23 protein-coding genes are annotated in these 20985 nt (G+C 62.8%); all 23 read right to left on the bottom strand.

The window, feature by feature from the left end:
- Positions 1-77: 77 nt before the first annotated feature.
- The 23 genes from WIN67_RS06120 to WIN67_RS06010 all read right to left on the bottom strand — a co-directional run bounded on the left by WIN67_RS06120 (position 78) and on the right by WIN67_RS06010 (position 20950).
- Complete coding sequence (locus tag WIN67_RS06120; protein WP_339070769.1) at positions 78-440, bottom strand: tail fiber assembly protein; 363 nt, start codon at positions 438-440, stop codon at positions 78-80.
- Positions 437-2224 (bottom strand): phage tail protein, encoded by a 1788-nt coding sequence (locus WIN67_RS06115; RefSeq protein ID WP_339070768.1) that lies wholly within the window; start codon positions 2222-2224, stop codon positions 437-439. Before WIN67_RS06115 ends, WIN67_RS06120 begins: the two co-directional genes overlap by 4 nt.
- 15 nt (positions 2225-2239) lie before the next feature.
- Entirely contained in the window at positions 2240-2839 is a 600-nt protein-coding gene (locus WIN67_RS06110) for a YmfQ family protein (RefSeq protein WP_110596503.1), read from the bottom strand.
- Complete coding sequence (locus WIN67_RS06105) at positions 2827-3867, bottom strand: baseplate J/gp47 family protein (RefSeq protein ID WP_339070767.1); 1041 nt, start codon at positions 3865-3867, stop codon at positions 2827-2829. The genes WIN67_RS06110 and WIN67_RS06105 overlap by 13 nt, the downstream gene beginning before the upstream one ends.
- Positions 3857-4255: a phage GP46 family protein gene (locus WIN67_RS06100; RefSeq protein WP_102861417.1), complete on the bottom strand. Its 399-nt coding sequence runs from the start codon at positions 4253-4255 to the stop codon at positions 3857-3859. The genes WIN67_RS06105 and WIN67_RS06100 overlap by 11 nt, the downstream gene beginning before the upstream one ends.
- 2 nt (positions 4256-4257) lie before the next feature.
- Positions 4258-4764 carry a phage baseplate assembly protein V gene (locus WIN67_RS06095; protein ID WP_265074262.1) on the bottom strand — a complete coding sequence of 169 codons (507 nt, stop codon included), beginning with the start codon at positions 4762-4764 and terminating at the stop codon, positions 4258-4260.
- A gap of 108 nt (positions 4765-4872) precedes the next feature.
- A complete protein-coding gene (locus WIN67_RS06090; RefSeq protein WP_296414565.1) occupies positions 4873-5913 on the bottom strand; it encodes a phage baseplate assembly protein in 1041 nt (346 codons plus the stop codon).
- Positions 5914-5916: 3 nt separating this feature from the next.
- Positions 5917-7161: a DNA circularization N-terminal domain-containing protein gene (locus tag WIN67_RS06085; protein WP_339070766.1), complete on the bottom strand. Its 1245-nt coding sequence runs from the start codon at positions 7159-7161 to the stop codon at positions 5917-5919.
- A complete protein-coding gene (locus WIN67_RS06080) occupies positions 7151-8872 on the bottom strand; it encodes a phage tail protein (RefSeq protein WP_339070765.1) in 1722 nt (573 codons plus the stop codon). Before WIN67_RS06080 ends, WIN67_RS06085 begins: the two co-directional genes overlap by 11 nt.
- A 130-nt stretch (positions 8873-9002) precedes the next feature.
- A complete protein-coding gene (locus WIN67_RS06075; protein WP_102861412.1) occupies positions 9003-9299 on the bottom strand; it encodes a phage tail assembly protein in 297 nt (98 codons plus the stop codon).
- Complete coding sequence (locus WIN67_RS06070) at positions 9296-9643, bottom strand: phage tail tube protein (protein ID WP_011059564.1); 348 nt, start codon at positions 9641-9643, stop codon at positions 9296-9298. Before WIN67_RS06070 ends, WIN67_RS06075 begins: the two co-directional genes overlap by 4 nt.
- Before the next feature lie 66 nt (positions 9644-9709).
- Complete coding sequence (locus WIN67_RS06065; RefSeq protein WP_102878580.1) at positions 9710-11206, bottom strand: phage tail sheath subtilisin-like domain-containing protein; 1497 nt, start codon at positions 11204-11206, stop codon at positions 9710-9712.
- Complete coding sequence (locus tag WIN67_RS06060; protein ID WP_047302105.1) at positions 11206-11388, bottom strand: DUF2635 domain-containing protein; 183 nt, start codon at positions 11386-11388, stop codon at positions 11206-11208. The genes WIN67_RS06065 and WIN67_RS06060 overlap by 1 nt, the downstream gene beginning before the upstream one ends.
- Positions 11385-11969, bottom strand: coding sequence for a phage tail terminator protein (locus WIN67_RS06055; RefSeq protein ID WP_339070764.1), 585 nt, complete (start codon positions 11967-11969; stop codon positions 11385-11387). Before WIN67_RS06055 ends, WIN67_RS06060 begins: the two co-directional genes overlap by 4 nt.
- Positions 11970-12166: 197 nt before the next feature.
- On the bottom strand, positions 12167-12667 hold the full coding sequence (locus WIN67_RS06050) for a fimbrial protein (protein WP_339070763.1): 501 nt from the start codon (positions 12665-12667) through the stop codon (positions 12167-12169).
- Positions 12668-12848: 181 nt separating this feature from the next.
- Positions 12849-14000, bottom strand: a complete 1152-nt coding sequence (locus WIN67_RS06045) for a glycosyl hydrolase family 18 protein (RefSeq protein WP_339070762.1) — start codon at positions 13998-14000, stop codon at positions 12849-12851.
- Positions 14001-14105: 105 nt separating this feature from the next.
- Complete coding sequence (locus WIN67_RS06040) at positions 14106-15149, bottom strand: phage late control D family protein (protein WP_339070761.1); 1044 nt, start codon at positions 15147-15149, stop codon at positions 14106-14108.
- 61 nt (positions 15150-15210) lie between these two features.
- Entirely contained in the window at positions 15211-15417 is a 207-nt protein-coding gene (locus WIN67_RS06035; RefSeq protein ID WP_047302087.1) for a tail protein X, read from the bottom strand.
- On the bottom strand, positions 15392-16237 hold the full coding sequence (locus tag WIN67_RS06030) for a phage tail protein (RefSeq protein ID WP_103741615.1): 846 nt from the start codon (positions 16235-16237) through the stop codon (positions 15392-15394). Before WIN67_RS06030 ends, WIN67_RS06035 begins: the two co-directional genes overlap by 26 nt.
- Before the next feature lie 9 nt (positions 16238-16246).
- Complete coding sequence (locus WIN67_RS06025) at positions 16247-18802, bottom strand: phage tail tape measure protein (RefSeq protein WP_339070760.1); 2556 nt, start codon at positions 18800-18802, stop codon at positions 16247-16249.
- A gap of 141 nt (positions 18803-18943) precedes the next feature.
- A complete protein-coding gene (locus tag WIN67_RS06020; RefSeq protein ID WP_102878572.1) occupies positions 18944-19249 on the bottom strand; it encodes a phage tail assembly protein in 306 nt (101 codons plus the stop codon).
- A 12-nt stretch (positions 19250-19261) separates the two neighbouring features.
- Positions 19262-19771 (bottom strand): phage major tail tube protein, encoded by a 510-nt coding sequence (locus WIN67_RS06015; protein ID WP_016965333.1) that lies wholly within the window; start codon positions 19769-19771, stop codon positions 19262-19264.
- A 12-nt stretch (positions 19772-19783) separates the two neighbouring features.
- Positions 19784-20950 (bottom strand): phage tail sheath subtilisin-like domain-containing protein, encoded by a 1167-nt coding sequence (locus WIN67_RS06010; RefSeq protein ID WP_102878571.1) that lies wholly within the window; start codon positions 20948-20950, stop codon positions 19784-19786.
- Between the last annotated feature and the right edge of the window lie 35 nt (positions 20951-20985).

Here is a 20985-nt window from a genome sequence, read left to right as displayed (position 1 = left end):
TTCATCCACGCCGACACAGCTCGGCGTGGACATAGTTAGAAAACTGGAAAAGAAAACGCCCCGGCGGTGCGGGGCGTTTATTGAGTCAAAATTTCATCTGGAGATAGAGGCCACTGAAATTCACTCGAAAAGAAATCCTGCTCCTCAATTCTGTTAAGACTGATTCGATAGTTTTTCCACAATAAAAGTTGCTTTTCTTCTACGTCTGTAATGCAACCGATATCCATTGCATCCTGTAACGGGCCCATTCTGTGTGCTGCAAACGTCAGCAATTCACTTCGCCGCACCTTCACTAGAGCAGAAAGATCTTCAATACTGTGTGGGGAAGGCATCACCTGCACGGGCTCAAATTCTGAATAAACTTCATTCGGAAAAAGCTCATCAGCACCCTCTATCGCACGCCACCCCTGAACACCATCATTTCGTACAGCCCAACTCATACATCGTCCTCCCAGCCATAACACATCAGCCCTGCGGCGCCTGCTCCCCAGTAGTAAACTCTTGGCTCCTCCAGCACAAACCGCCCCTGGGTATTGTGCTGCGTATTAGTAGAGCCGGTGCTATTGAGCGGTGGACTATTGGGCCCAATGTAACCACCGATGTAACTTGCGTTTGGCGCAGCTGAAGAGTTGCTGTTGGTTGCCCCAAGTAGTTGAAGGCAGATACCTGTGGCCGTTGGCGGAACAAACTGAAAAATGCTGACAGCAACAAGAGCTGTGGCAGTCCCCATGGCCCCCGACGCCATCATTGGAAGTGATACCAGGTTCGAACCTGACGCAACTTTGTAACGACTGCTCCGACCAGCCTGTACATATGACAGTGGGTATCGGTTTGCCGTGGTGTCTGTGAAAAATGCGCTCACGCGTGTTGCAATGAAACCTGCTGGAATAATCGGTTCAAACACAAACCTCAGCGTTGTATCTACGGCGGTGATGAGCGCAGGCACGCTCGCCGTGATCTGACTCGACGAGTCAACAGACTTGATGAAAGTTCCTGGCGGAAAGCTTGCTCCACCGAACGGCATTCCAACACGCATTGAAGAAGTGCTGGCAATGCCGGTTACGACTGCCGAACCGACGATGGTCGAACACTGGACTGCCGGCATCAAGGCAGCAATACCGGCAACTTGAGTGCCATTGGATACAACCCAGGCGCTGTACCAACTGGAAGCCGCAAGCACACCGCTATCGAGACCGTTCAGACCTATGGTTTGCAGGTTGATACTCAGGTCCACGGCATTCAATGCCTGTGCCGCACTACCCTTACCGACAATCAGGCTGCGAGCCTTCACCGAGATCAGTGCATTGGTTCCCGAAGCAGAAACGTAGAGTCCCTGATAGCTGCTACCCGATAGAGCTTTGAGCTTCTGAACTTCGGCAGCTAGAGCAGCGACATCGATGTTTCCCTGATTGATCGGTGCGTTCCAGGCTTTGATGCACCACATGACTGCCAGGTTGCGTGGCCGAGTCTCTGAAGCTGTTCGCGGCGTACCATCGACGCCGTTATTGATTGCGTCTCGTACTCCGTTTGTTGTTGGATTCCCCGTCCCGAAGCGGGCGAGGTAGTCACCAACAGTTCCGCCAGTCGAATACGGTCTAGCTGTATCGGCAGCACTAGCGTGGTAGTGCCCCTGAAACGCATCCGCCTGCCAACTGCCAGGAGAGCGCCCCGCATCCACCCCCCGCCCATGATCCCAACCCCGCAAAAACTCCCCCCGCGACTCAGGCAAACGGAAGTTCCCCGCGCCCTCACCCCCGGTGTTGAACGTAGTCCCCAAATAAGCCGCCAGATCCGGATAAGTCGCAGCGCTCTGCACACTGCCATCCACTTCCAGAAACCCCGCCGGCACCGTGCCCTTGGGAAACGGCACCATGGCCCCCACCGGCAGGGCCGACATGTTCTTCAACAGTGCCTCGATCTCCGCCTTGGTGTAGGTCACCGACTTGGTGTAGGCGTCGGTGATGCCGTACTCGGCCAAGGTGGTGCGAATCTTCTCTGGCGGTATCGAATCACGGACAATCGCCTTGATCGCCGCCAGCAACTGGTCATGCTCGGCCTCGGCCGGCACCTTGCCACCCGCACGAATCACGTTGAGCAATTCGTCGGTAACCGCGTTTCCCCATTGCGAGGAAATCAGTGAGCCGACTTGCCCCGTGACCGGGTTCTCGTCGACAAACTTGCCGTTCACCAGCCCTACGCTGGGAACACTTTTCGGATAATCCACTTGTTCTTGTCTTCTCTAGTCATAGTTGATGTACACCTGGGTATGCGCCGGTGCACTGCGATGGATCAGGCACTCCAGGGCGCTGCCCGGGTTCATGCCAAAACGTTCGCCCCAATAGCTCGCGCCGAAGCGCCGGCCCAGTTGCAAGCGGCCGCCGGTATTGAGGGTCCACATGAAATTCGCCCGCCAGGTGCCGAAATGCGCGTGACCAAAACGTGAGCGGCCCATGCGCGGAGTGCTCAGTTCGGTGACGCTGGCATTGGGGTAGCCCTGGCTGCGGGCGATTTCGACGAAGTAGGCGGCGCGCTGGCTGCCCACCGCCAACAGGCGGCGGCGCACGGCCAGGCGCCGGTCTTCGAACAGCGGGGTCAGGCCCAGGCAGGGATCGGGCAGATTCATGACCTTTTCCCAATCGGTCACCAGTTCGCTGACGCTGGCCGGGTCCATTTCGTTTTGCAGGTCCACGGCCCGGGCGTCGATGCGCGCCAGCTCCTGGGAGATGCCCTGCAACACTCGCTCAAGCTCCGGCACCCGCTCCGGGTCCCAGGCCGGGCCGCTGGGCAGCAGGCTGCGCAACTGATCCTGGTACTGGGTGGCGCTTCTTATTGCTGCCATTGGCAACCTCCGAATACCAGCAACTGATTATTCGCCGCCAGAACATCGGCCAAGGGCGCCAGCAGTTGGTGATCCTGCTCGCCGGTGGCGCTGCTGATGGCTTCGCGGATATGGCTGAGCAACAGGGTCTGGCCCAGGCCCGCCTCGCGGCTGTGCAGATCGCGCAGCTGGTCCTCGACGGCGGCGCGCACCGCGCTGGTGTCGGGAGTCAGGCGCAGTCTGTAGGTCACCGGCAGCATCACCGGGGCCAGCACATGCACCTCGGCAGTGACCGGGCGCAGCGGCTCGATATACGCCTGAACCTGCGCCAGTTGCTCGGCGTTGGGGATCGGCTGCGGGTCATCGTCACGCATGACGAACAAGCCCACCGTGCCCGGCCCCAGGTAATTGCGCCGGCACCAGGCGCGGGTGATCCCCGGGCATTCCAGGGCCCAGGTTTCGTAGTCGTCCGCCGAACCGCCGTGGGGAATGATCCGGTAGGAGCGAATCACCCGGGAGCGCAGGGATTCGAGGCTTTCCCGGGCCACACCACCGCTCAGCCCCGGGGCCAGGACGGTGAACGCGTTGCCGATGCCTTGCACCGGCTGCACCGCGGTCAATTCCAGGCCCGCATCGGCATTGCCCAGGGTCCCGCCATCGACCGCCTGGATCGTGGTGCTGTTGAGCCCCGCGATGGTGGTGCGGGCGGCCGTCACCTTGTAGCTGCGGCCGTCGCTGCTCTGCAGCAGGGTGTCGACATCCAGCACGGCGCCGGCCGCGGCGTTGAAGCTGACGCTGCCACGGGCCGCCTGAGCAGCCTTGCGCGGCTGGTTCAGACGCAGCGCGGCGATGCGTTCCAGGGTCGACTCATCGGCCTTGTCCGGGAGGATCTGCTCGGCGATCCAATCCAGGTAGCCATACAGGCCAAAGGCGGCACCGCTCAGGGTGCGGGCCAGCACTTGGGCATCGGACTGGCGCAGCGAGTCGCTGGCCAGGTCGCTTTGGGTGCGCTGAATCAGCACCGGCAGCGAAGGGGTTTCAAACGGCATAGGTCACCTGCCAACTGTGAGTGGGGTTGAGGTCCAGGCGTTCGCCGTCGGCCAGGATCAGCACCGTGCGCAGGTTCAGTCGCTGGGCGTCGAGGCGCTCGGTCATGATCTCCACGGCGTTGCAGTGGCCATCGTCGATCAGCCACTGCAAGGCCTCGCGGGCATAGAACTCGGCGTCGAGCTGGGTCTGCCGGCTGAGCTTGACCCGGCGCAGCAGCCACAGCCGCGAGCCGATGCGGTCGTCGGCCACCGTGGGAAAGCTGTCGCCCCACCAGCCGTAGCGCTGGTCGTCGTCCAGGGCGTCGTCATCGGCGGCACGGCGCCAGGTGAACAGGCTGATTTCCACGGCCCGGGTCAGGGCGTTCTTCAGGTCATAGGTGGCAAACATGCTTAACCTCCCACCGGCACGCCGGTCTGACCCGGGCCGGGTTGCACGCCGCTGTGGACGTGGTTGATCTGGCTGATACCGGCGGCGACCTGATCGCCCTGGGAGACGATCTTGCCGCTCATGCTCAGGGTCGGGCTGTCGATGTTGACGCCGCTGCTGGCGCGGATATTCAAGGTCGCGGTGTCGATGTCGATGACCCGACCGCGCTTGAAGTGGATCTTGTCGCCCTCGTCGGTGTAGATCGCCACTTCGCCGGCGGCCAGGGCCTGCAAGCGGTAGCGCCGGTCCGCCACCACCAGCACCACCGCGTGGGAACGGTCGCCACCGAGGAAGGTGGCAATCCCCTCGGCGCCGGCCAGGGGATTGCTGGTGAACCCGTAAGGCTCGAAATGCTCCATGTCGTCGTTGACCTCGCCGGCGGTGAGGCGCATTTGCAGCGATTGCAGTTTGTTGGCCGAGTTGGCGAGCACCACGGTGCCCCGCGCCAACAGGCGTGTCAGTAGGCTCATGCTGAGTTCCTTGGAGGGTAGGAGCCGGCTTGCCGGCGAACAGGGGTTGCGCGGTTTCGTGCCGGATGCCTTCGCCGGCAAGCCGGCTCCTACGGATGGGCGCGGGTTTCAGGTTTTGCCGGGTGTCGGGTTGGCGTCGAAGGTGTGAGGCGGGGCCACCTGCAGGGTGGTGATCGAGCCCTGCTCGGACAGCGACCAGGTGACCTTGGAGATCAGCATGTCCTGATCAAACCCCAGCACCGGATCGATCACTCGCACCAGGGTGTTGTGCCTCCACAAGTCGCCATTGCTCTGGCGCCAGCCCTGCACCTGATAGGTGGTGGTCAGGGCCTTGCCGGTGCGGGTGCCGCGCTCCCAGTCAGCGCGCTGCTGAGCCAGTTCCGCACTCAGTTGCGCCGCCTCGCTGATCACCGTCACCCGTTTGCGTGAAGCACTGGCATCGCTGGACTGGCCGGATACTTCGCTGACTGCAGCCCCACTGCTCTGGTCGCTACCCTTGTGCTGGCCGATCACCCGGTACTCGGAAAACACCGCGGAAAAATCCATGGCGGCATTGGCCGAGAGAATGTTCTTGCCCAGCTCCAGGGCATCGCTGGCGCGCCCACCACTGCCCGGCGCCGCCAGCAGCAGGTAACCGTCAGCGTCGTCGGTGGAAAATACTCGGTACAGGGTCAGCAAACGGTCGATGGAGGCGAACACCGTCTCCCCCGGCACGATGCTGTGGGTGTGCAGCTTGCTGGTTGGAGCGATCTCGCTGCGCACCCCGACCCCATAGGAGCCGGCCAGGGCGCGGACGATGCTCAGCACGTCCTGCTGGCGCCACTGACTCGGCCGGTTGATGGCCGCGCAATCCACCAGATCCTGGGTCAAGGAACTGCCCTGGATGCTCAGGCTGATCTGCTGGCCGTCGTAACTGATCGGCGCCTTGTAGACATGCCCGGTGAGCACCAGATCGCAACCGATGCGCACCTGGCAGCGAGCGCCCGGGCGGATGCGTACCTGCACATCCTGCCCCGGCCATTGCCAGGTGATGTTGAGGCTGAAGGTACGGAACTGACGCTCCAGGTCCGCACTGATCTCGACGCTTTTCCAGCCGCTGTAATCCAGTCCGTCCACCGTCAGGGTGACGATATTTGCCAATTCGTCCATGGGTCACTCCCGAGCGATTTGCAGATCAGCCGGCGGCAGGAAGCCCGGATGAGCCACCCGGTTGCGCTGCACCACTTCGCCCACCCGCGTCGCATCGGCAAACCGCTGATAGGCCAGCACCAGCGCCGGCAGGCTGCTTTTGGGGCTGAGGCTGACCAGCCGCACCCCCGAGGACGCCACCGCATTGAGGTGCCCCTGCACCTGCTGACGCAGGGTGTTGAGCGCCTGGTAATGCACCGCGTCGGCCTTGAGCGCGGCTTGCCAGATCAGCTCATTGAACTGATCGCGCAGCGCCAGTACATCGTCGGCCACCGGCACTTCAAGGCGCTGCACCGGCCCGCTGGCCTGCTGCGCCAGGGGCGGCGTGTTCTTGAGCTTCACCACCGGGGTAGCTACCGGCAACGCCGACACCAGCCGGGCGATCTGCACCAGCAGCGCATCCTGCACCAGATTGGCCACCGCCTCGGCCGCCGCCGTGGTGTCCTTGCCGGTGGTCAGCTTCGGCGCATCGATGCGCCGGGCCGCCTCCACCTGCTGGGAAATATCGGCGAGCATCTGCCGATAGCCGGTACGGGCAAAGTCCTTGAGCCCGCGTACATCGTCCAGCAACCCCTTGAACTCCGTGCTCAGCTCCTTGGGTATTTCCTTGACCGCTTTGACCAGGGTGTTGAGATCGCCATAGAACTCGATCAACGGCTTGAACTCGTGCTCGATGACCTGATACACGTCCGCCAGCCCCTGGCGCAAAGACGCCACGCCGATCCGTGCCTGCTTGATCAGGTTGGTGGCAAATTCGAACCGCAGCACCGCCGCCCCCAGCAAGGTATCGCTGGCCACCAGCACCTGCTGCTGGGTATTGACCACCGCCGAAGGAAAGCGCAGCGGCTGGTCCGGGTAGAACTTCAGGCTGAAGGTCACCAGGCCGCCCTCCTGGCGGCTCTGGGTCATCTCGCATTCGCCCACCTTGACCTGCATCCGCCCAAGCCAGGGGTGCACCAGCTCGCCGCTGCCCTCCTCCAGGGCCTTGAGCAGCTTGTCGCGCTGCTCCAGGCAATCGGCACCGACGATAAAGGCCGTCAGATCGTGGACTTTCGCCTGCTGGCCAAGGCCCTCGAAGAAGGGCTGGTCACGCTGCGGGTACTCGTGCAACTGGCCTTTCTGGCCCACCGGGGTTTTCGCCTGATCGACCCAGAACGGCACGCCGCGAAAGGATGCGGGCAACAAACGATCACGCCAGTTATCCGCCATTGGAACCTCCTAGGGAAAGTGAGCGATAGCCCAGGGTCGAAGCCACGTTCAGGCCTGGTTGATTGGTCTTGGCCTGTTCGGCACGCAGGCCTGCCGGGGCGTTTTCGAAACGTACGGTCAACCCGCCTTCGAGTTGCGTGCGGTTGTTGGCAGCGTTCTGTTGAATCAGGGCACTGGAGTGCTGGGTCAGCGAGCTGCCCTGGGTTGCGGCAAAGGGTGATGCCAGCCCGCCTTTACCCTCGGCGTTGATTTGCCTTTGCGCCTCGGTAAAGCCTTCGACCTTGCCGGTGACAGTCGCAATCAGCCCTCCGAAACCGCCCTCGAACAGCTCCTTGATCGGCACCATCAACTCTTGAAGCTTGCTCCACAGCCCGGAAAACCAATCGGCGATGGGGGCCCAATTGGTCATGATCAGCTCCATCGGCGACCAGTCGAACAGGGCTTCAATGGCCTTCCTGATCGAGTCGATACCCGGTTGCAACTCGGCCCAGATCGAACTGAAAAAGCCCGTAACCGCGCCCCAGTTGTTGTAAAGAATCACCAGCGGAGAGAAGTCGAATAGCGTTTGCAGGACCTTCTTGATCGCATCGATACCCGGTTGCAGCGCCGCCCAGATCGAGCTGAAGAAGCTGCTGACAGCCCCCCAGTTGTTGTAAAGCAACACGGACGGAGAAAAGTCGAACAGCGTCTGGAACACCGTTTTGATCGCCTGGATGCCCGTTTTCAACGCTCCCCAGAGCGACGCGAAGAAGCCGGTGACCGCGCCCCAGCTCTTGGTGATCATGTCCATCGGCACCCAGTCGAACAGGCCTTTTAGAAAGGCCATCGCCGGTACCGTCAAGGCCTTGAGCGACTCCCAGATGGATGCGAACAGGCCCGTCAACCCAGCCCAGTTATCGATGATCAGTCCCAGAGGTGACCAGGAGAACACTTCTTTGAGGAAGCCGACGACCGAAGCCGTCATCGCCTTGATACTGTCCCAGAGCCCGGCAAAGAACGCCGTGATGGTCCCCCAGTTGCCGATCAGCATGCCCAAGGGCGTCCAGCTGAACAGGGTCTTCAGTCCTTCCAGCGCCTGCGCCGCAAGATTCTTTACGCCCTCCCAGAGACTGACAAAAAAGGCCGAGATCGGCCCCCAGTTGGCAATGATCACACCGGCCGCCAGGGCAATGCCCATAGCAATCAGCATCACCGGGTTGGCCTTGGCCACGGTGCCCATCAGGTCGAGCACCTGGGTCGCACCGGTCACGGCGGTTTGCATCGCCGAAAAGGCAATGGCACCCATCGCCAGCCCCTCAACCAGCTTGGGGTTGTCGTCGAGCAGCGTCCCCAGGCTGTTGAGCATGGGCTCCAGACCGACCACCAGTGCCCCCACCGCCGGCGCCAGCGCAGCATCAATGGCCGAGGACACCTTGGCCATGGACTGACTGAATACATTCATGCCTTTGGCTGCATCAGTCGACGCGCTGGAATCGCCAACCTCGGCCAGTTTGCCCTTGAACGCGTCGCAGGCCTTGATCCCGTCGAGAAACGGGGTGATCAAGCTGCCGCCCTTGAACAGACCACTGATATCCAGCTTGCCCAGCCCGGTCTGCTCAAGTTTTTTCTTGAAAGAGTCGACCTTGCCTTGAAGGGCGACGAGTTTGGGTGACAGTTCGTCGATGCCGGTCAACAGCACCGACTTCTTCTCTACGGTTTGTGTGTCTGCCATCACTGCACCTGCTGCATCGCATTGATCCGTTGCGCGTGCTCCAGGGATTCCCGGAGCACATCCAGTGGCCTGGCCATCATCTGTTCGGGGTCGACCTTCCAGAACCAGGCCAGGTCATAGGCGACAGCGATCAGGTCGGCGATGGCTGCGATGCCGCACTCATGAAAAAACTCGCCACCGCCCAGCTCAGGGCGTTGAGGTCCACCAGGTCAAGCTGGTTCACCGAAGACGGAGGAATGCCGGCGCAGACCGCGATGTATTTGGCCGCGACGTCCATGTCGAGGCTGACTTCTTCGCTCTTGTCGATCTTGTACGGCAGCGCCTTGATCGCCCGCACTTCCTGCACCGTCGGACGGCGCAGGGTGAGTTCGGCCAGGGGCTCGCCGTGGGCCTCGATGGGCACTTGCAGCTTCACCGTGTTGCTCATTGCCAGGTCCCCTTCTGCCCTTCGAAGTTCAGTTCGATGCTGGCGTCGTCGCCCTTGGCAATAGGCTCGTCCACCAGGTAGGCGCCAGCCAGCACGTAGACCTTGCCGTTGGCGAACTCGCAGGTGACGGTCATGTCGACACCTTCGATCAGCTGCTTGAGCGGAAAGTCCGGGGTGTGCAGCGCGGTGACTTTGAACGACGGGGTGAGGTCGGTTTCCTTGTAGAAACCCGGAACCACGGTTTCCCGCTTGACGGCCATCAGCGGTGCTTCGCAGCCACCGCTGATGGTCAGTTGAGCGCCGTCCACTTTGACGTAGCAGGTGCCCGCAATCAGTTGACCCATGATGTTTCTCCCAAAAAATAAGCCCGCTCAAGGCGGGCTGAAAAAGCGCAGTGATGCAGGTCCGGCTCAGGCCGCGGCGTCGTACTGCAGACGGAATTGGTTGAGCAGCGCGAACACCCGCAGGCCGTTGATGTAGTCCGGCGGGAACAGCACGTTGACCCGGCTCGGGTCCTGCACGTCGCGCTCGACGATCAGGTGCTCGGCGAACAGCTCGGCGTTCTCCACATGGCCTTCCAGCTCCAGCTTGGCGTACTGGGCGATCAGCTCACCGCGAATGGTGCTCGGGGTCACGATTGGCTGGCCGGCGCCGAAGCGGGTGCCGTCGGCGGCCAGCTTGTGGCGCCCGTACTTGCTGGTGATCACGCTTTGCAGCCGGCGCACGATGAACGCCGACTGGTGCATGGTTTCGCTGTCCAGGTAGGAGTTGTCGGCCTGGCCGTAAGCGTTCTTCTGGTAGGTGGTAATCGCCCGCTGAATGCGCATGTAGCCGCCTTCGTAGTAGGCAGTAGCAATGCCGTAGCTGAGCAGCGACTGGCGCTCGGTCAGGGTAAAGCGTTCGCTGGCCGGCGCCGGATCGATACCCGGCAGGCTACCGCTCTGAGTCGGACGGCTGGCGTCAGCGGAGATGAACACCGAAGTCCGCGCCGCCAGGGCTGCGGCCTGAACCCACACGGGCTGGGGCACACCGGTTTCCAGGGCCTGGATGGTGATGTGCTGGTCGTTGCGCGCCTGACCGGCCGCCACCAGGGTGCCGACGGTGCCGCGCTTGGCGCTGTAGACATGACCGAACAGCTGCTTGGCCCAGGACCAGCGGCCGGTGTTGTCGTCCATCACCGCTTGCCACGCATTGAGGCTGGCGGTGTCGGTCCAGGGCATGCAGATGAACTCGAACGGCTCATCGCCCAGGGCCGCCAGGGCCGCGACCTGATCCGGCACGCCGGTGCCGCCGGCCATCTTGCCCAGCACCAGGGTCAGGCCTGCCGGGGTTTCTTCACCATTGCTCTTGCCCAGGCGATTGAGTTGCAGGCTGATGTCATTGCCGCTGTCGCCGGTCCACTTGGCACTCAGGGTCACCGTGCCGTCGACGGCTGCTGCGGTCACCGGCAGATCCACTGCCGCATTGACCTTCAGCGCCAGGGCGCTGGCCGCCTGAGCGGCAGTGGCGCCGCTGACGATCGAGGCCTGCACCCGCACACCGCCGACGTACAGATTGAGCAGACCGGCGGCGCTGGCGCTACCGGTGAGCTTCAACTCGGCCTTGGCCACGCTGCCTTCGGTGCTGTGCAGCGGCAGGCACCAGATCTCGCCCACCGGGTCGGTCTTGCGCCAGGTTTCATACATCGAGGCGAGCATCGAACCTTGCCCGCCGATGCTCTTGGCCAGGGCCACGCTGGACACCAGCACCAGCTTGCCGAGGTCATCGCCGGTCTGGTTGTCATTGACTTGGGCGACGATCAGACGGCGCATGGCCGAAGACGCGCTATTGGCCGCCGAGTTGTCCATCTCGGCGTAGAACAGCGGAACACGGATGTCCGCCGGGATATTGCTGAAACCGATCGCCATTATTTGGCTCCTTGAGATTTCGCCGCTTTCACGGCTTTGCTAGTGATATCGCCATCGGCCAGACGCCGGCGCCACCAGGCGTTGTCCGGCACTTCACGGCCGGAGGCGGGCAGCAGATCGCCTGCTTCCGGGTCCGGTACGGCGCGGCCAGCGACCGGCAGCACGGTGATGCGTTTGCTCATTGCTTCAGCTCTCCTGAAAAAGTCAGCTCCAGGCGCCCATCGGGGCCCGGTTTCTTCAAATTGGGGTCCGCCGGATCGATGGCATCGACCCGCACCGTAACCCCGGTCAAGGACGGCAAGCCGTCGAGTTCACGCTCATGCCAGGTTTCCGCCGGCTGCCCGGGCAGATTGCGCCCCAGCTGGAACTCGGCGAAGAAGCGCAGGCGGTAGAGCAGTCGGGTGGCGTTGAGCGACACCAGCTCGCCACCGTCGTATTGGATCGGGTTGTACTCGGCACCGGGCTTGAAGCCGACTAGGGCGCGCCAGAGTTCGGCGCGCAGGTCGTGGAGTTGGTCCAGGGCTTGTTGTGGGTTGCTGGCGTCGAGGAGCAAGGCGACTTCGAAGCGGTCGCGGATGGTCTGGCGGTGGACGTTCTGGGCAGTGTTGCCGGAAGCCAAGTCGTTGATCGGAGCCCAGTACGCAGCCGGTAGGGGTTGGCTGGTGTTACCGCCCAGAGTATCGAGGTTGATGCCCGCCAGAATGCGCCCGCTGAGACGGGGACACTGGCTTTGCAGTTGGTTGATAACAGCACTGAGTTTCATCGAGTGGCTCCGGGACCGGGGCTGATCCAGGTCCGTTGCGGGCTGCCACGATCGAGCATCAGGGCCTCTCGGGAAGCAGTTGCCATAGGTTTCTCCAAGGCACAAAAAACCCGCCGCAGCGGGTGGGAGAGAAGTAGCCTGAAGCATCCACCCCAGGCCGATGACAGGGTCCTGCGAATGCCCGCAGGACCGCAGGTTCAGGCATAAACGATCACGCACTCGGACAGCGCGGCGTAGAGTCCGGCCGTGACCGGCCCTTGAGTTCCGACCAGTCGAGCCATGAACTGCAACCTGTCGGTATCCGCGGGGTAGTGCGCAGCGGCTTGCCCCAGGGTCAGGGCATTGCCGAACGCGTCCAGGATCTGCACACCGACATTTCGCGCCGCGCTCGCTCCGCTGCGCTCGTTCTCCAGTGTCACGCCGTCATGGGTAATACCATCGAAATAGACCTGAACCGTCTTCGCGCCGTGGCACTTTTGCGGGTCAAGCAAGACCTCGAACATGACCGCCGGGACGCCCCCCTGGTCAATCTGCGAGGCCGATGTCGCTCCCAGATCGACAAACCGCTCCCACTCCACGGCGCGAGCACGCAATGGCAGAAGCTCGACATCGGTACACAGGTCGTCGTCGATGCTGCAGGTAGGCGCGACAACCGTTGCCAGGAAGTTCATGAACTGAAGATGTTTTTGCGAAGTCATTGATCTGTTCCTTCAAGTCGACAGGAGCCGATAGACATTGATCCGGCACCTGTATGGTTAAAGCGCAGGCTCCCGGCAACCCCCAGGACATTACGCGCAACGCATAAACTCCCGCCGGCAAGGACTGCGATGCCGCAGGAAACGCGGTTCTACGGCCGCTGTTTTCTCGCTAATCGGCCTCTCACTCCTGCCCGACAGGCAGCAGTGCTCGACCTTCATTGAGCCCCGCCTGCAGCGCCGTCCAGAACTCGGCATTTTCATAGCCCATGGCCCAGACGCTGGTGCCGCCCAGGCCCAGCTTGGTCACCAGTGCGGTCTTGGTCTTGATGCTCGTGGCATCGTCGTACCAGAGCACCGGTTGCGCGCGCTCCGGGGTCCACTCCACGCCATCGGCGAAGCTCTTGACCGGCCCCCAGGTGGCGTAAGGCGTTGCGGAAGCGGCGTCCCGGTGGGTGACGGCGCGGTGCTCGGCAATCACTTCCTGATAGGCCGACCAGTGCACTCGGTTGCCAATGCTGTAGTCCTGACCGTAGGCCGGCAGCCCGGCCAGGACCTTGCTCGGCGCAACTTGCGACACGGCGTAGCTGAGCAGCACCTGCTGCCAGTCGGCACCGGACACGGGGCCGGGCCAGACTTCGCCATGGAAACCGCCACTGCTCCAGCCGGGGCCGACCTGGTCGTAGGTCATGACCTGGAAGTAATCCACCGCCGCGCCCAGGGCCTTGTAGTCGTAGCCTTGCAGGTACTCGGGCTCGCGGTCGCTGGACTTGGGCGGGACGCTGATGATCAGTTTCTTGCCGCTGGCATGCAGGGCGTTGCCCAGGGCTTTGACATAGGCGGAAAAGGCCTTGGCGTTCCTTGGCTCGACCTGTTCGAAGTCCAGGTTGATCCCGGCAAAACCGCCCTCCTTGGCCAGCCTCACCAGTTGCTTGATGCTGCCGGCACTCAAGCTCTTGTCGTTGACGATGGAGTGGGAAATGGCCGGGTCGAAATCAGCAATGCCTTCGTTGTAGTCGGAGACGGTGGGGTACAGCGGCAGGGACTTGGACTGGGCGAAGCGAATGATGTTTTCGCTGGTTGGGTTCATCCCTTCCTGGTGCAACTGGCCGGTGACGGTCAACCCGTAGATGCTGCCCAGACCGACAGCAGAAAGGTGGCGGTGGAACGCTTGCAGGTTGCCGTAGGACGCTTCGACCTGGCCATCGGTGTAGGCCAGAACAAAGGGCCCGGCATGGACTGCGGTTGCCAGCAACAGAGTGCAGCCAGCGATCAATGCCTGAAAAAAATGCCGGATGCCTCGCTTCGAGGCCGAGCTGCTGATGCCTGGATTCATGAATGCTCCTGCGGACTTTCCGCGTGGATTGAAAGGAAGTGAATGCTGGATCGGGGACGATCCGAATGAGCCGCTCGCGAGGATGCTCGCGGCGCCATTGAAGGGTTAAAGCTGCACCACCCTGAGTGGTTTTTTGACGGGGGGGTTCTTCGCCTTGGCTTTGGCCTTGCCTTGTTTGCCGCCGTTACATTCGACCGTGGTGCTCCACCCCGACGGGTTGAACAGTTGCTCCACCGAGTCCACCAGGTACTCGCCGTCCAGGCCGGCCTTGAAGCCCTGGGCATTGATCAGGCGCTCGGCAAACAGATCGGTGCGCCCGGGCATTTCCAGGCGCAGGCTGGCGCTGCTGCGGTTGAAGGCTGCCAAGCGGGCCTTGGCCGCTTGCTCGGCGGCGGACTTGTTGGGGTACAGGTGCCGATCGGTGTGCACCGCCGGCACGCTGGCCGGTGAGTCGCTGTTGCCCAGGTCGATGACCTTGAGCGTGCCGCTCTTCGGGTCCTGATGCTTGGTCTGCACCGCCTTGTGGGTGCTGCTGTCACTGAGGCGGAACTGATAACGGCTGACGTCGCGACGGCTGAGGCTGACAACGCCCAGGGCCTTGCCGCTGGCACTCAATCCAGACTGACGGGGCAGCACCAGCAACCTGCCTTCGGCCACCTTGGCGGTACAGTCGTACTGCCGGGCCAGGCGGGTGATGAAGTTGAAGTCGGACTCGTTGAGCTGGTCGATCCGCGGCACCTTGGTCGCCACCGGACAGACCGGCTGCCAGCCGTTGCGGGCCGCCAGATCGCGGACTATCTGCGCCAGTGCCACGTTCTCCCAGCTGCCGCTGCGGGTGGTCTTGCCACTGCCGCGCATGTCGCTGGCCTTGCCGCGGATCTCGATGGAATCCGGCGGTCCGTTGACCACCACTTCATCCACCGTGTAGCGCCCCAGGCGGGTCAATGCCTGCCCGGCATAGCCGAGGAACACTTCGATGGCGGCGCCACGACTGGGCAAGGCGACCGCACCGTCACGATCATCGATGCGCAGTTCGAACTCGTCCGCCTCCATTCCCGGCTTGTCCAGGGTGCGCAGGGTCAGCAGCCGGTCATTGATCTGCGCGGTGATGTCGCGGCCATCGGCGAGGATGCGAAAGACCGGGGTCATGGCCTGTGCTCCAGAAAATGAAGACCCCGCACGCAGCGGGGTCTGTTGAGTGGAGGCAAGGTCAGTCCCATAGCTGAACCATCGCCTCTGTGCGAATAGGCAGCTCCGGTAGCAGGATCAGTACCCCGGCCCGAAAGGGTTGTGGCTCATCGGCCAGGCCCTGGTTGGCGTCCAGCACTGCCTCGACGCTGCCATTGAGGTGCCCGTAGTAGCGATGACACAGGGTGTCGAGCAGATCACCGTCAGAGGTTCTGCAGGTCGTTGCCATAGCTCACAAACTCCAGTGAAAACCCTTGTTTGCGGGGAATACCACCCGCCAGCAGGTGGCTCTGTTCCTCGTCGATGCTGGTGAGGCACCAGGTGCCCAGCACTTCACCGTAGCCCGTGGTCAGGCTCAGGGGCTGCAAGCGCCGGCCAATGCTGCGCAACGCCTGCAACTGCCCCAGCCCGCCCTTGAACCCGGGAAAGATCGCGCCCTTGAGGGAGATCTTGTCGTCGCCCTGCCCCACCGCCTGCTGCGCAATGCTGCGGCTCAGGCGCTCCTGGGCCGCCCAGCGAAAGCCGGTTTGCCGGCGCAACTCATCGAAGGCCGCGGTATCGAGGTTGAAGTAGAACGGCTCGGCCGCGGCCCCAAGGGGCTGCAGGATCAGCAGGTGCGGGAAGGGTTTCACCGCCTCCGCCGCCGGGGTGTCCTGAGGCGCCAGCGCGCCGGAAGGAAAGATATTGCCCAGGGCCGGGCTGATCTGCCCGCCGATGCGGTTGATCGCCGCGCCGGCCTTGGCCACCTGCTCCTGCAAGGCGCCAAGACGCTGCTGCATCTGCCCCGCCACGGTCACGGCCTGGCTGTACTTGGCCGCGACTTCACCCACCGCCGACTGCGCCGCGCCGATGCTGCGCATCGTGCGTTGCAGCTTGGCGCCCAGCACCGGGCCGACCCAGGGCAGATTTTCCAGCTCCGAGGCGGCGCCGGTGATGTCGCTGATGGCGCCGTTCATGGGCCCCAGCATTTCATCGGCGCTGCGCCGCCCCGCCTCCGCTGCCGCCACCAGGGACGTGAGCCCCGATTGCAGCTGTTCCATATAGGCCATGCCGCCTCCTTAAACGTGTGCCGCGTCGAACAACTGACGACCCGCCGCCTGACGGCTGTATTCGTCGAACTGAAAGCGCAGATAGGGTTCCAGCTCCCGGGCCAGTTGCGCCGGATCTCTGACATCGCCCTGCACCGAAATCGACAGGTAAGGCGCGAAGCTGAACTGCTGTTCGATCGCCGGTGGCGTCGCCGATTTGAACGGCTCCGCAGGATTACTCAGCGAAAGGCTCGACGCCGACGGTGCCGGACTGGCCAGCGAACGCACGGCCTGCCCCATCAGCGGAGGCGTCTGGCCCGGCTGGAAGGACTTGGCGATATCGCCCATCACCGGCGGGATGTTCTGCCCGGCGTTGCGCATCATCAGCGGACCGGCTGCGGGCATTTGCTTGAGCGAGTCGTCGGAGCCGAACAGTTTTTTGCCCAAGGCCCCACCGGCGGCAGAACCGCCCCAGGCGCCCAGTGCACCGCCCACCAGCCCACCAATAACAGTACCGATGACCGGCACCACGGAACCAATGGCGGCCCCTGCTGCTGCTCCGGCAGCGGCGCCTGCAAGATTGCCTGCCGCCTCGCCATAGCCTTCGGCTTTTTCATCCTGGGTCTTGGCATTCAGATAGGTGTCCGCAACCTGGAAACCGGCACCGAGCACCGATAGGATCGCGCCGCCCTTGAGCAAAGGTGCGAACCCTTTGGCCACAGAGCCAGCGCCTTTCAGTGCGGCACCGGCCACGCCAGACCTGACCGCCCCTCTGGGCATTTTTTCCAGACCACTGGGCGTCATCGGGCTCTTGCCACCTTGAATGCCCGCCACCCTCGCAGGTGGCTTGCGCCTGTCAGCCTTACGCCCACCACGGCCCCGACGGCGTTGCTTGTCCAAGCCGCAGTCGATCATGGGCTCGCAACAGTCAATGCCTCCCGCACTGCGGCCAGGCGCTCGCTTTACCGCCTTGGGGTCAACCTTCAACCCACCACGCAAGACATTGATCAGGCCCTTGCCCATGGTGTAGACCGCCATGAGCTTTTTCACCGCGACATAAGCAGCGCCCAGGGCAACCACACCCTGCACCAACGATGGGTTCTGCTCTGCCAATTCGCTCAGCTTGCCGACCACCACGGTGATGCTTTTGGCCACCAGATCCGTCACCGGTTGCAGGGCCTGCCCCACGACCCGCTGGCCTTCATCGATGGCTTGACCTGCTTCAGCCCACAACTGCTTGGAGGCTTCTCGACGCTCCGCGAGGTTCCTGGCGAGAACGCCAGAGGCGCTCAACGAGTCCTTCTTCACTTGCTCATACTGCTGCCGGCCCTGGGTCTGGGCCAGCAAGGCCGCCTTGATCTGCATATCGGTAAACAGGTCACCGGTACGCAGGGACTCTTCCAGAGCCTCAAGCATGGCCTTGGCCTTGGCCGGGTCGGTTTCCTGGCTGATCTTCGCCTGGGCCTCGGCCATCTTCGCCGCCTTGGCCGGGTCGATGGCCCTGACGTAGCGCATGGCCAGGGCAAAGCTCGCCTCCAGGCTCGACATGCCCTTCTGGATACCGGTATTCAGCGAAGCCTGATAATCAATGCCGGCGTCTTCATAAGCCTTGACCGCCTCGCTGGAGCCGATTTTCTCGATCCAGTTCTGCAATTGGCCAGCGGCCTGATCAGCACTGCCCGCAGTGTTCATCTGCACTTGCAGCATGGACCCCAACTGACTCACCGCCTCCATGCCGGTGAGTCCTTCCGCGCTCGCGCTCTTGAGCAGCGCCGGGAGCAAGCGCGCCATGTCGGCCGCCTCGAAATTGCCGGCCTGCCCCTGCAGGGCGATGGCCTCAAGAGCCTGCTCCATAACCTTGGGATCGCTGATCCCAGCCTTCAGCTCCAGGGCCCGCATCAGCTTCGCGGTGTCGTCGACACTCGCGCCCTGCCCCACCGCAAACTTGGCGGCCAACCCTGTGTAGCCTTGTGCCTTGTCCAGCGACATGCCGCTGGCCATCATCTGGCTCACCAGAGCCGCCACATCGTTACGGGCCATGCCCGTGTCACGGGAGGTCTGAATCACCGTGCGGCTCAGCTGCGCTTCCTGAGGCTGGTTGACCACATTGGCCTTGATCGCCATGTCGCGGATCAGTGCTTGATAATCAGCACTGATCTTGACCGGGGCGCGGAGCTTATCGACGCCAAACTTTGCCCAGTCATAAGCCGCCTTGAAGTCGGCCTTGCCCTGGGCAACCTGCTGCAGTCCTCGGGCCTGAAGCGCCGAGCCCCGCGCTACATTGCCCAGCGCTTGATATTCCTGGCGCAGCTTGTGCACCTCAATACCCTGCTGGCGCAGTCCGTTGCGGCTCTCTTCCAAGCGGCGCAACAGCCCGGCCGCGGAAGCGGCGCCGGTGTCATGGACCTTTTTCCATTCATCCTGCAGGCGCAGGGTCTGGCCGATGGTCTTTTCCAGCACCCTGGCCTTGCTGCCCTGCTGCTCCAGCTGCTTGATCCGGTCTTCCACCGTCTTGAAGGCGGCGTCCCAGGTCGAACTGAGGGCAGTACCCACTACCACCAGCCCCGATACCAGTTTGTTCGCCATGTGCTTCTCCTGATCCTTGGGTGACGGGCTCAATCCGTGAGCCACCAGACCATGTCGGAAAACCTCATGGTCATGATTTCCTCAGCGGCGAAATGCAGCTCGCGAGCGAGCCGTTTCGCCGCCACTTTCATCACCGCAGGATCAAAGCTCGTCGTCTTGCACCAGGCGAAAATAGCCGGCCTGCAGGCGTTGATAGTCCTTGAGTGCCATGCTCTCCAGGTCCTTGGTGCTGATTTGCGCGAGGCTGGCAAACAGCATCAGCTCGCGCTGTTCATCGTCACCAACGCCGGCCGCACTGGCGGCGCGCACATCACGCACCGTCGGCGCTCGCAGGGTGAGCCGGTCGCAGACCACACCGTTCATCTCCACCGGCTTGCTCAGCGCCACCACCACGCTGTCGCTGCTCAGGGTCATCCAGGCCGGGGTCTTGTCGATTACTTGAGACATGAGGTGTCTTCCTTACAGGCCCAGGGCCGAACGTTGAGCGGCGAGCTGGTCGACGCCGTTGATCACACGCTTCATGCCCAGGGCATCAATCTCGTAGATCAGGCGACCGTCGACTTCCAGCTTGTAGTAGGTCAGGGCCACGTTGTGCTTGATCTCGGCCTTGTCGCCGGACTTCCAGTCGCCCATGTCGACCTCCTTGAGCAGGCCGCGCAGGGTGACGATCACCGGGGTGACCTTGCCCTTGAGGCCCTTGAAGGCGCCACGGAACACACCGTTGAAGCCGCTGCCATCGGCCAGGCCGAACATCTTCAGCGACTCGCGGCGCACGCCGGTGGTGGTGAAGCCGGCCTCTTGTTTCTCCATGCCCATGTCCAGTTCCACCGGCACATCCATGCCACCGACGCGGTGTTCCTCGGTCTTGAGGGTCAACTTGGGCAGGGTCAGGCTCGGCACGTCGCCTTGAAAGCTGATGCCATCGACGAACAGGTTCATGTTCGCCAGGGTTTCGGGAATCATTGCCATTACTGCGGCTCCTTAAGCGGCTTGGTCGAGGACTTCGGTCAACCACTGGTTGGTGACCTCGACCCGGAAGTTGGGGTTTTCGGCGGGCGGTACGTCGGTGAAGCGGATGTTCCAGTACACCTTGCCCTGCTCCAGCTGGCTGGCGGTGTTGAGCTCGGTGTCGGCGTAGACCTCGAAATTGATGATCGCGCCCTGGTTCTTCAGATCACGCATGAACGCCTGCAGGCCTTCGGTGACGTCCTTGACGTAGGTCGCGGTGATCGAGCGGTCCACGGCCCATTTGTGGCCGAAGAGGATGGCGTCCATGACGATGTCCATGGTCCGCACCCGGGTGACGAAGGCCCATTTCGGATCGCTGGACAGCGTGCGGTTGCCCCACAGGCGGAAGCCCGCATCACGAATGATGGTGGTGATGTTGGCGTTGTTCAGCAGGTTGGCGCGGCAGGTTTCATCGCCGTCGAGGAACTCGATCGGCCGCTTGGTGCCGGTGATGCCGACGAACTCCTTGTTCGACGGCGAGGCCCAGAAGCCGTACTCGTTGTCGGTCCAGGCGAACAGACCGGCAACCCAGGCCGAGGCTGGCGCATCGACGGTGGCATTGGCGCCGTTGTCCCAGTGCTGAACACCCGGGTCGACCATATAGGCGCGCTTGGCGCCGAAGTTCTTGGCGTAGGCCATGGCCGCTTCGTCGGTGGTATTGGGACCATCGAGAATGGCCAGGCCACGCAGCTTGTCCGCCAGGGCCACCAGGGCGGTGCCGATGGCCAGGGTCGAGCTGTGCTTGGGGGTAACCAGCAGACGTGGCTGGGCGTTGAAACGGCTCTTGCCGTCCAGCAGCGCCTGCAGACCGGTACGCTTACCGTCGGCCAGCACCCCGCCGATGATCGCCGAAGTCTGCTCGGCCGCGTCGGTCATCTTGGCCACGCCACAAGCGACGATCACCGCCTTGGCCCGCTGGTAGATGGCCTGGCAGGCCTTGGTGATGGCCGCATCCGGGCCCCAGGCCGCGATGGCCTCGCGCTCGTTGGTGATCAGCAGCAGGTCATTGACCTTGGCAGCGGCGGTCGGGCCTTCGGTGAAGGTGTCCACCAGGCCGATGATCGAAGACGACGGCAGCGAAATAGTGCGCGTGCCGGTGTCGACGTTAGTAACGGTAACGCCGTGGAAAAAACCACTCATGGATAAACTCCAGACATGAAAAAGCCCCGGGTGAA

Origin of the sequence: Pseudomonas idahonensis, assembly GCF_037903935.1 — a bacterium.
Lineage (GTDB): Bacteria > Pseudomonadota > Gammaproteobacteria > Pseudomonadales > Pseudomonadaceae > Aquipseudomonas > Aquipseudomonas danubii.
This window is presented reverse-complemented; position numbering and strand designations above follow the sequence as displayed.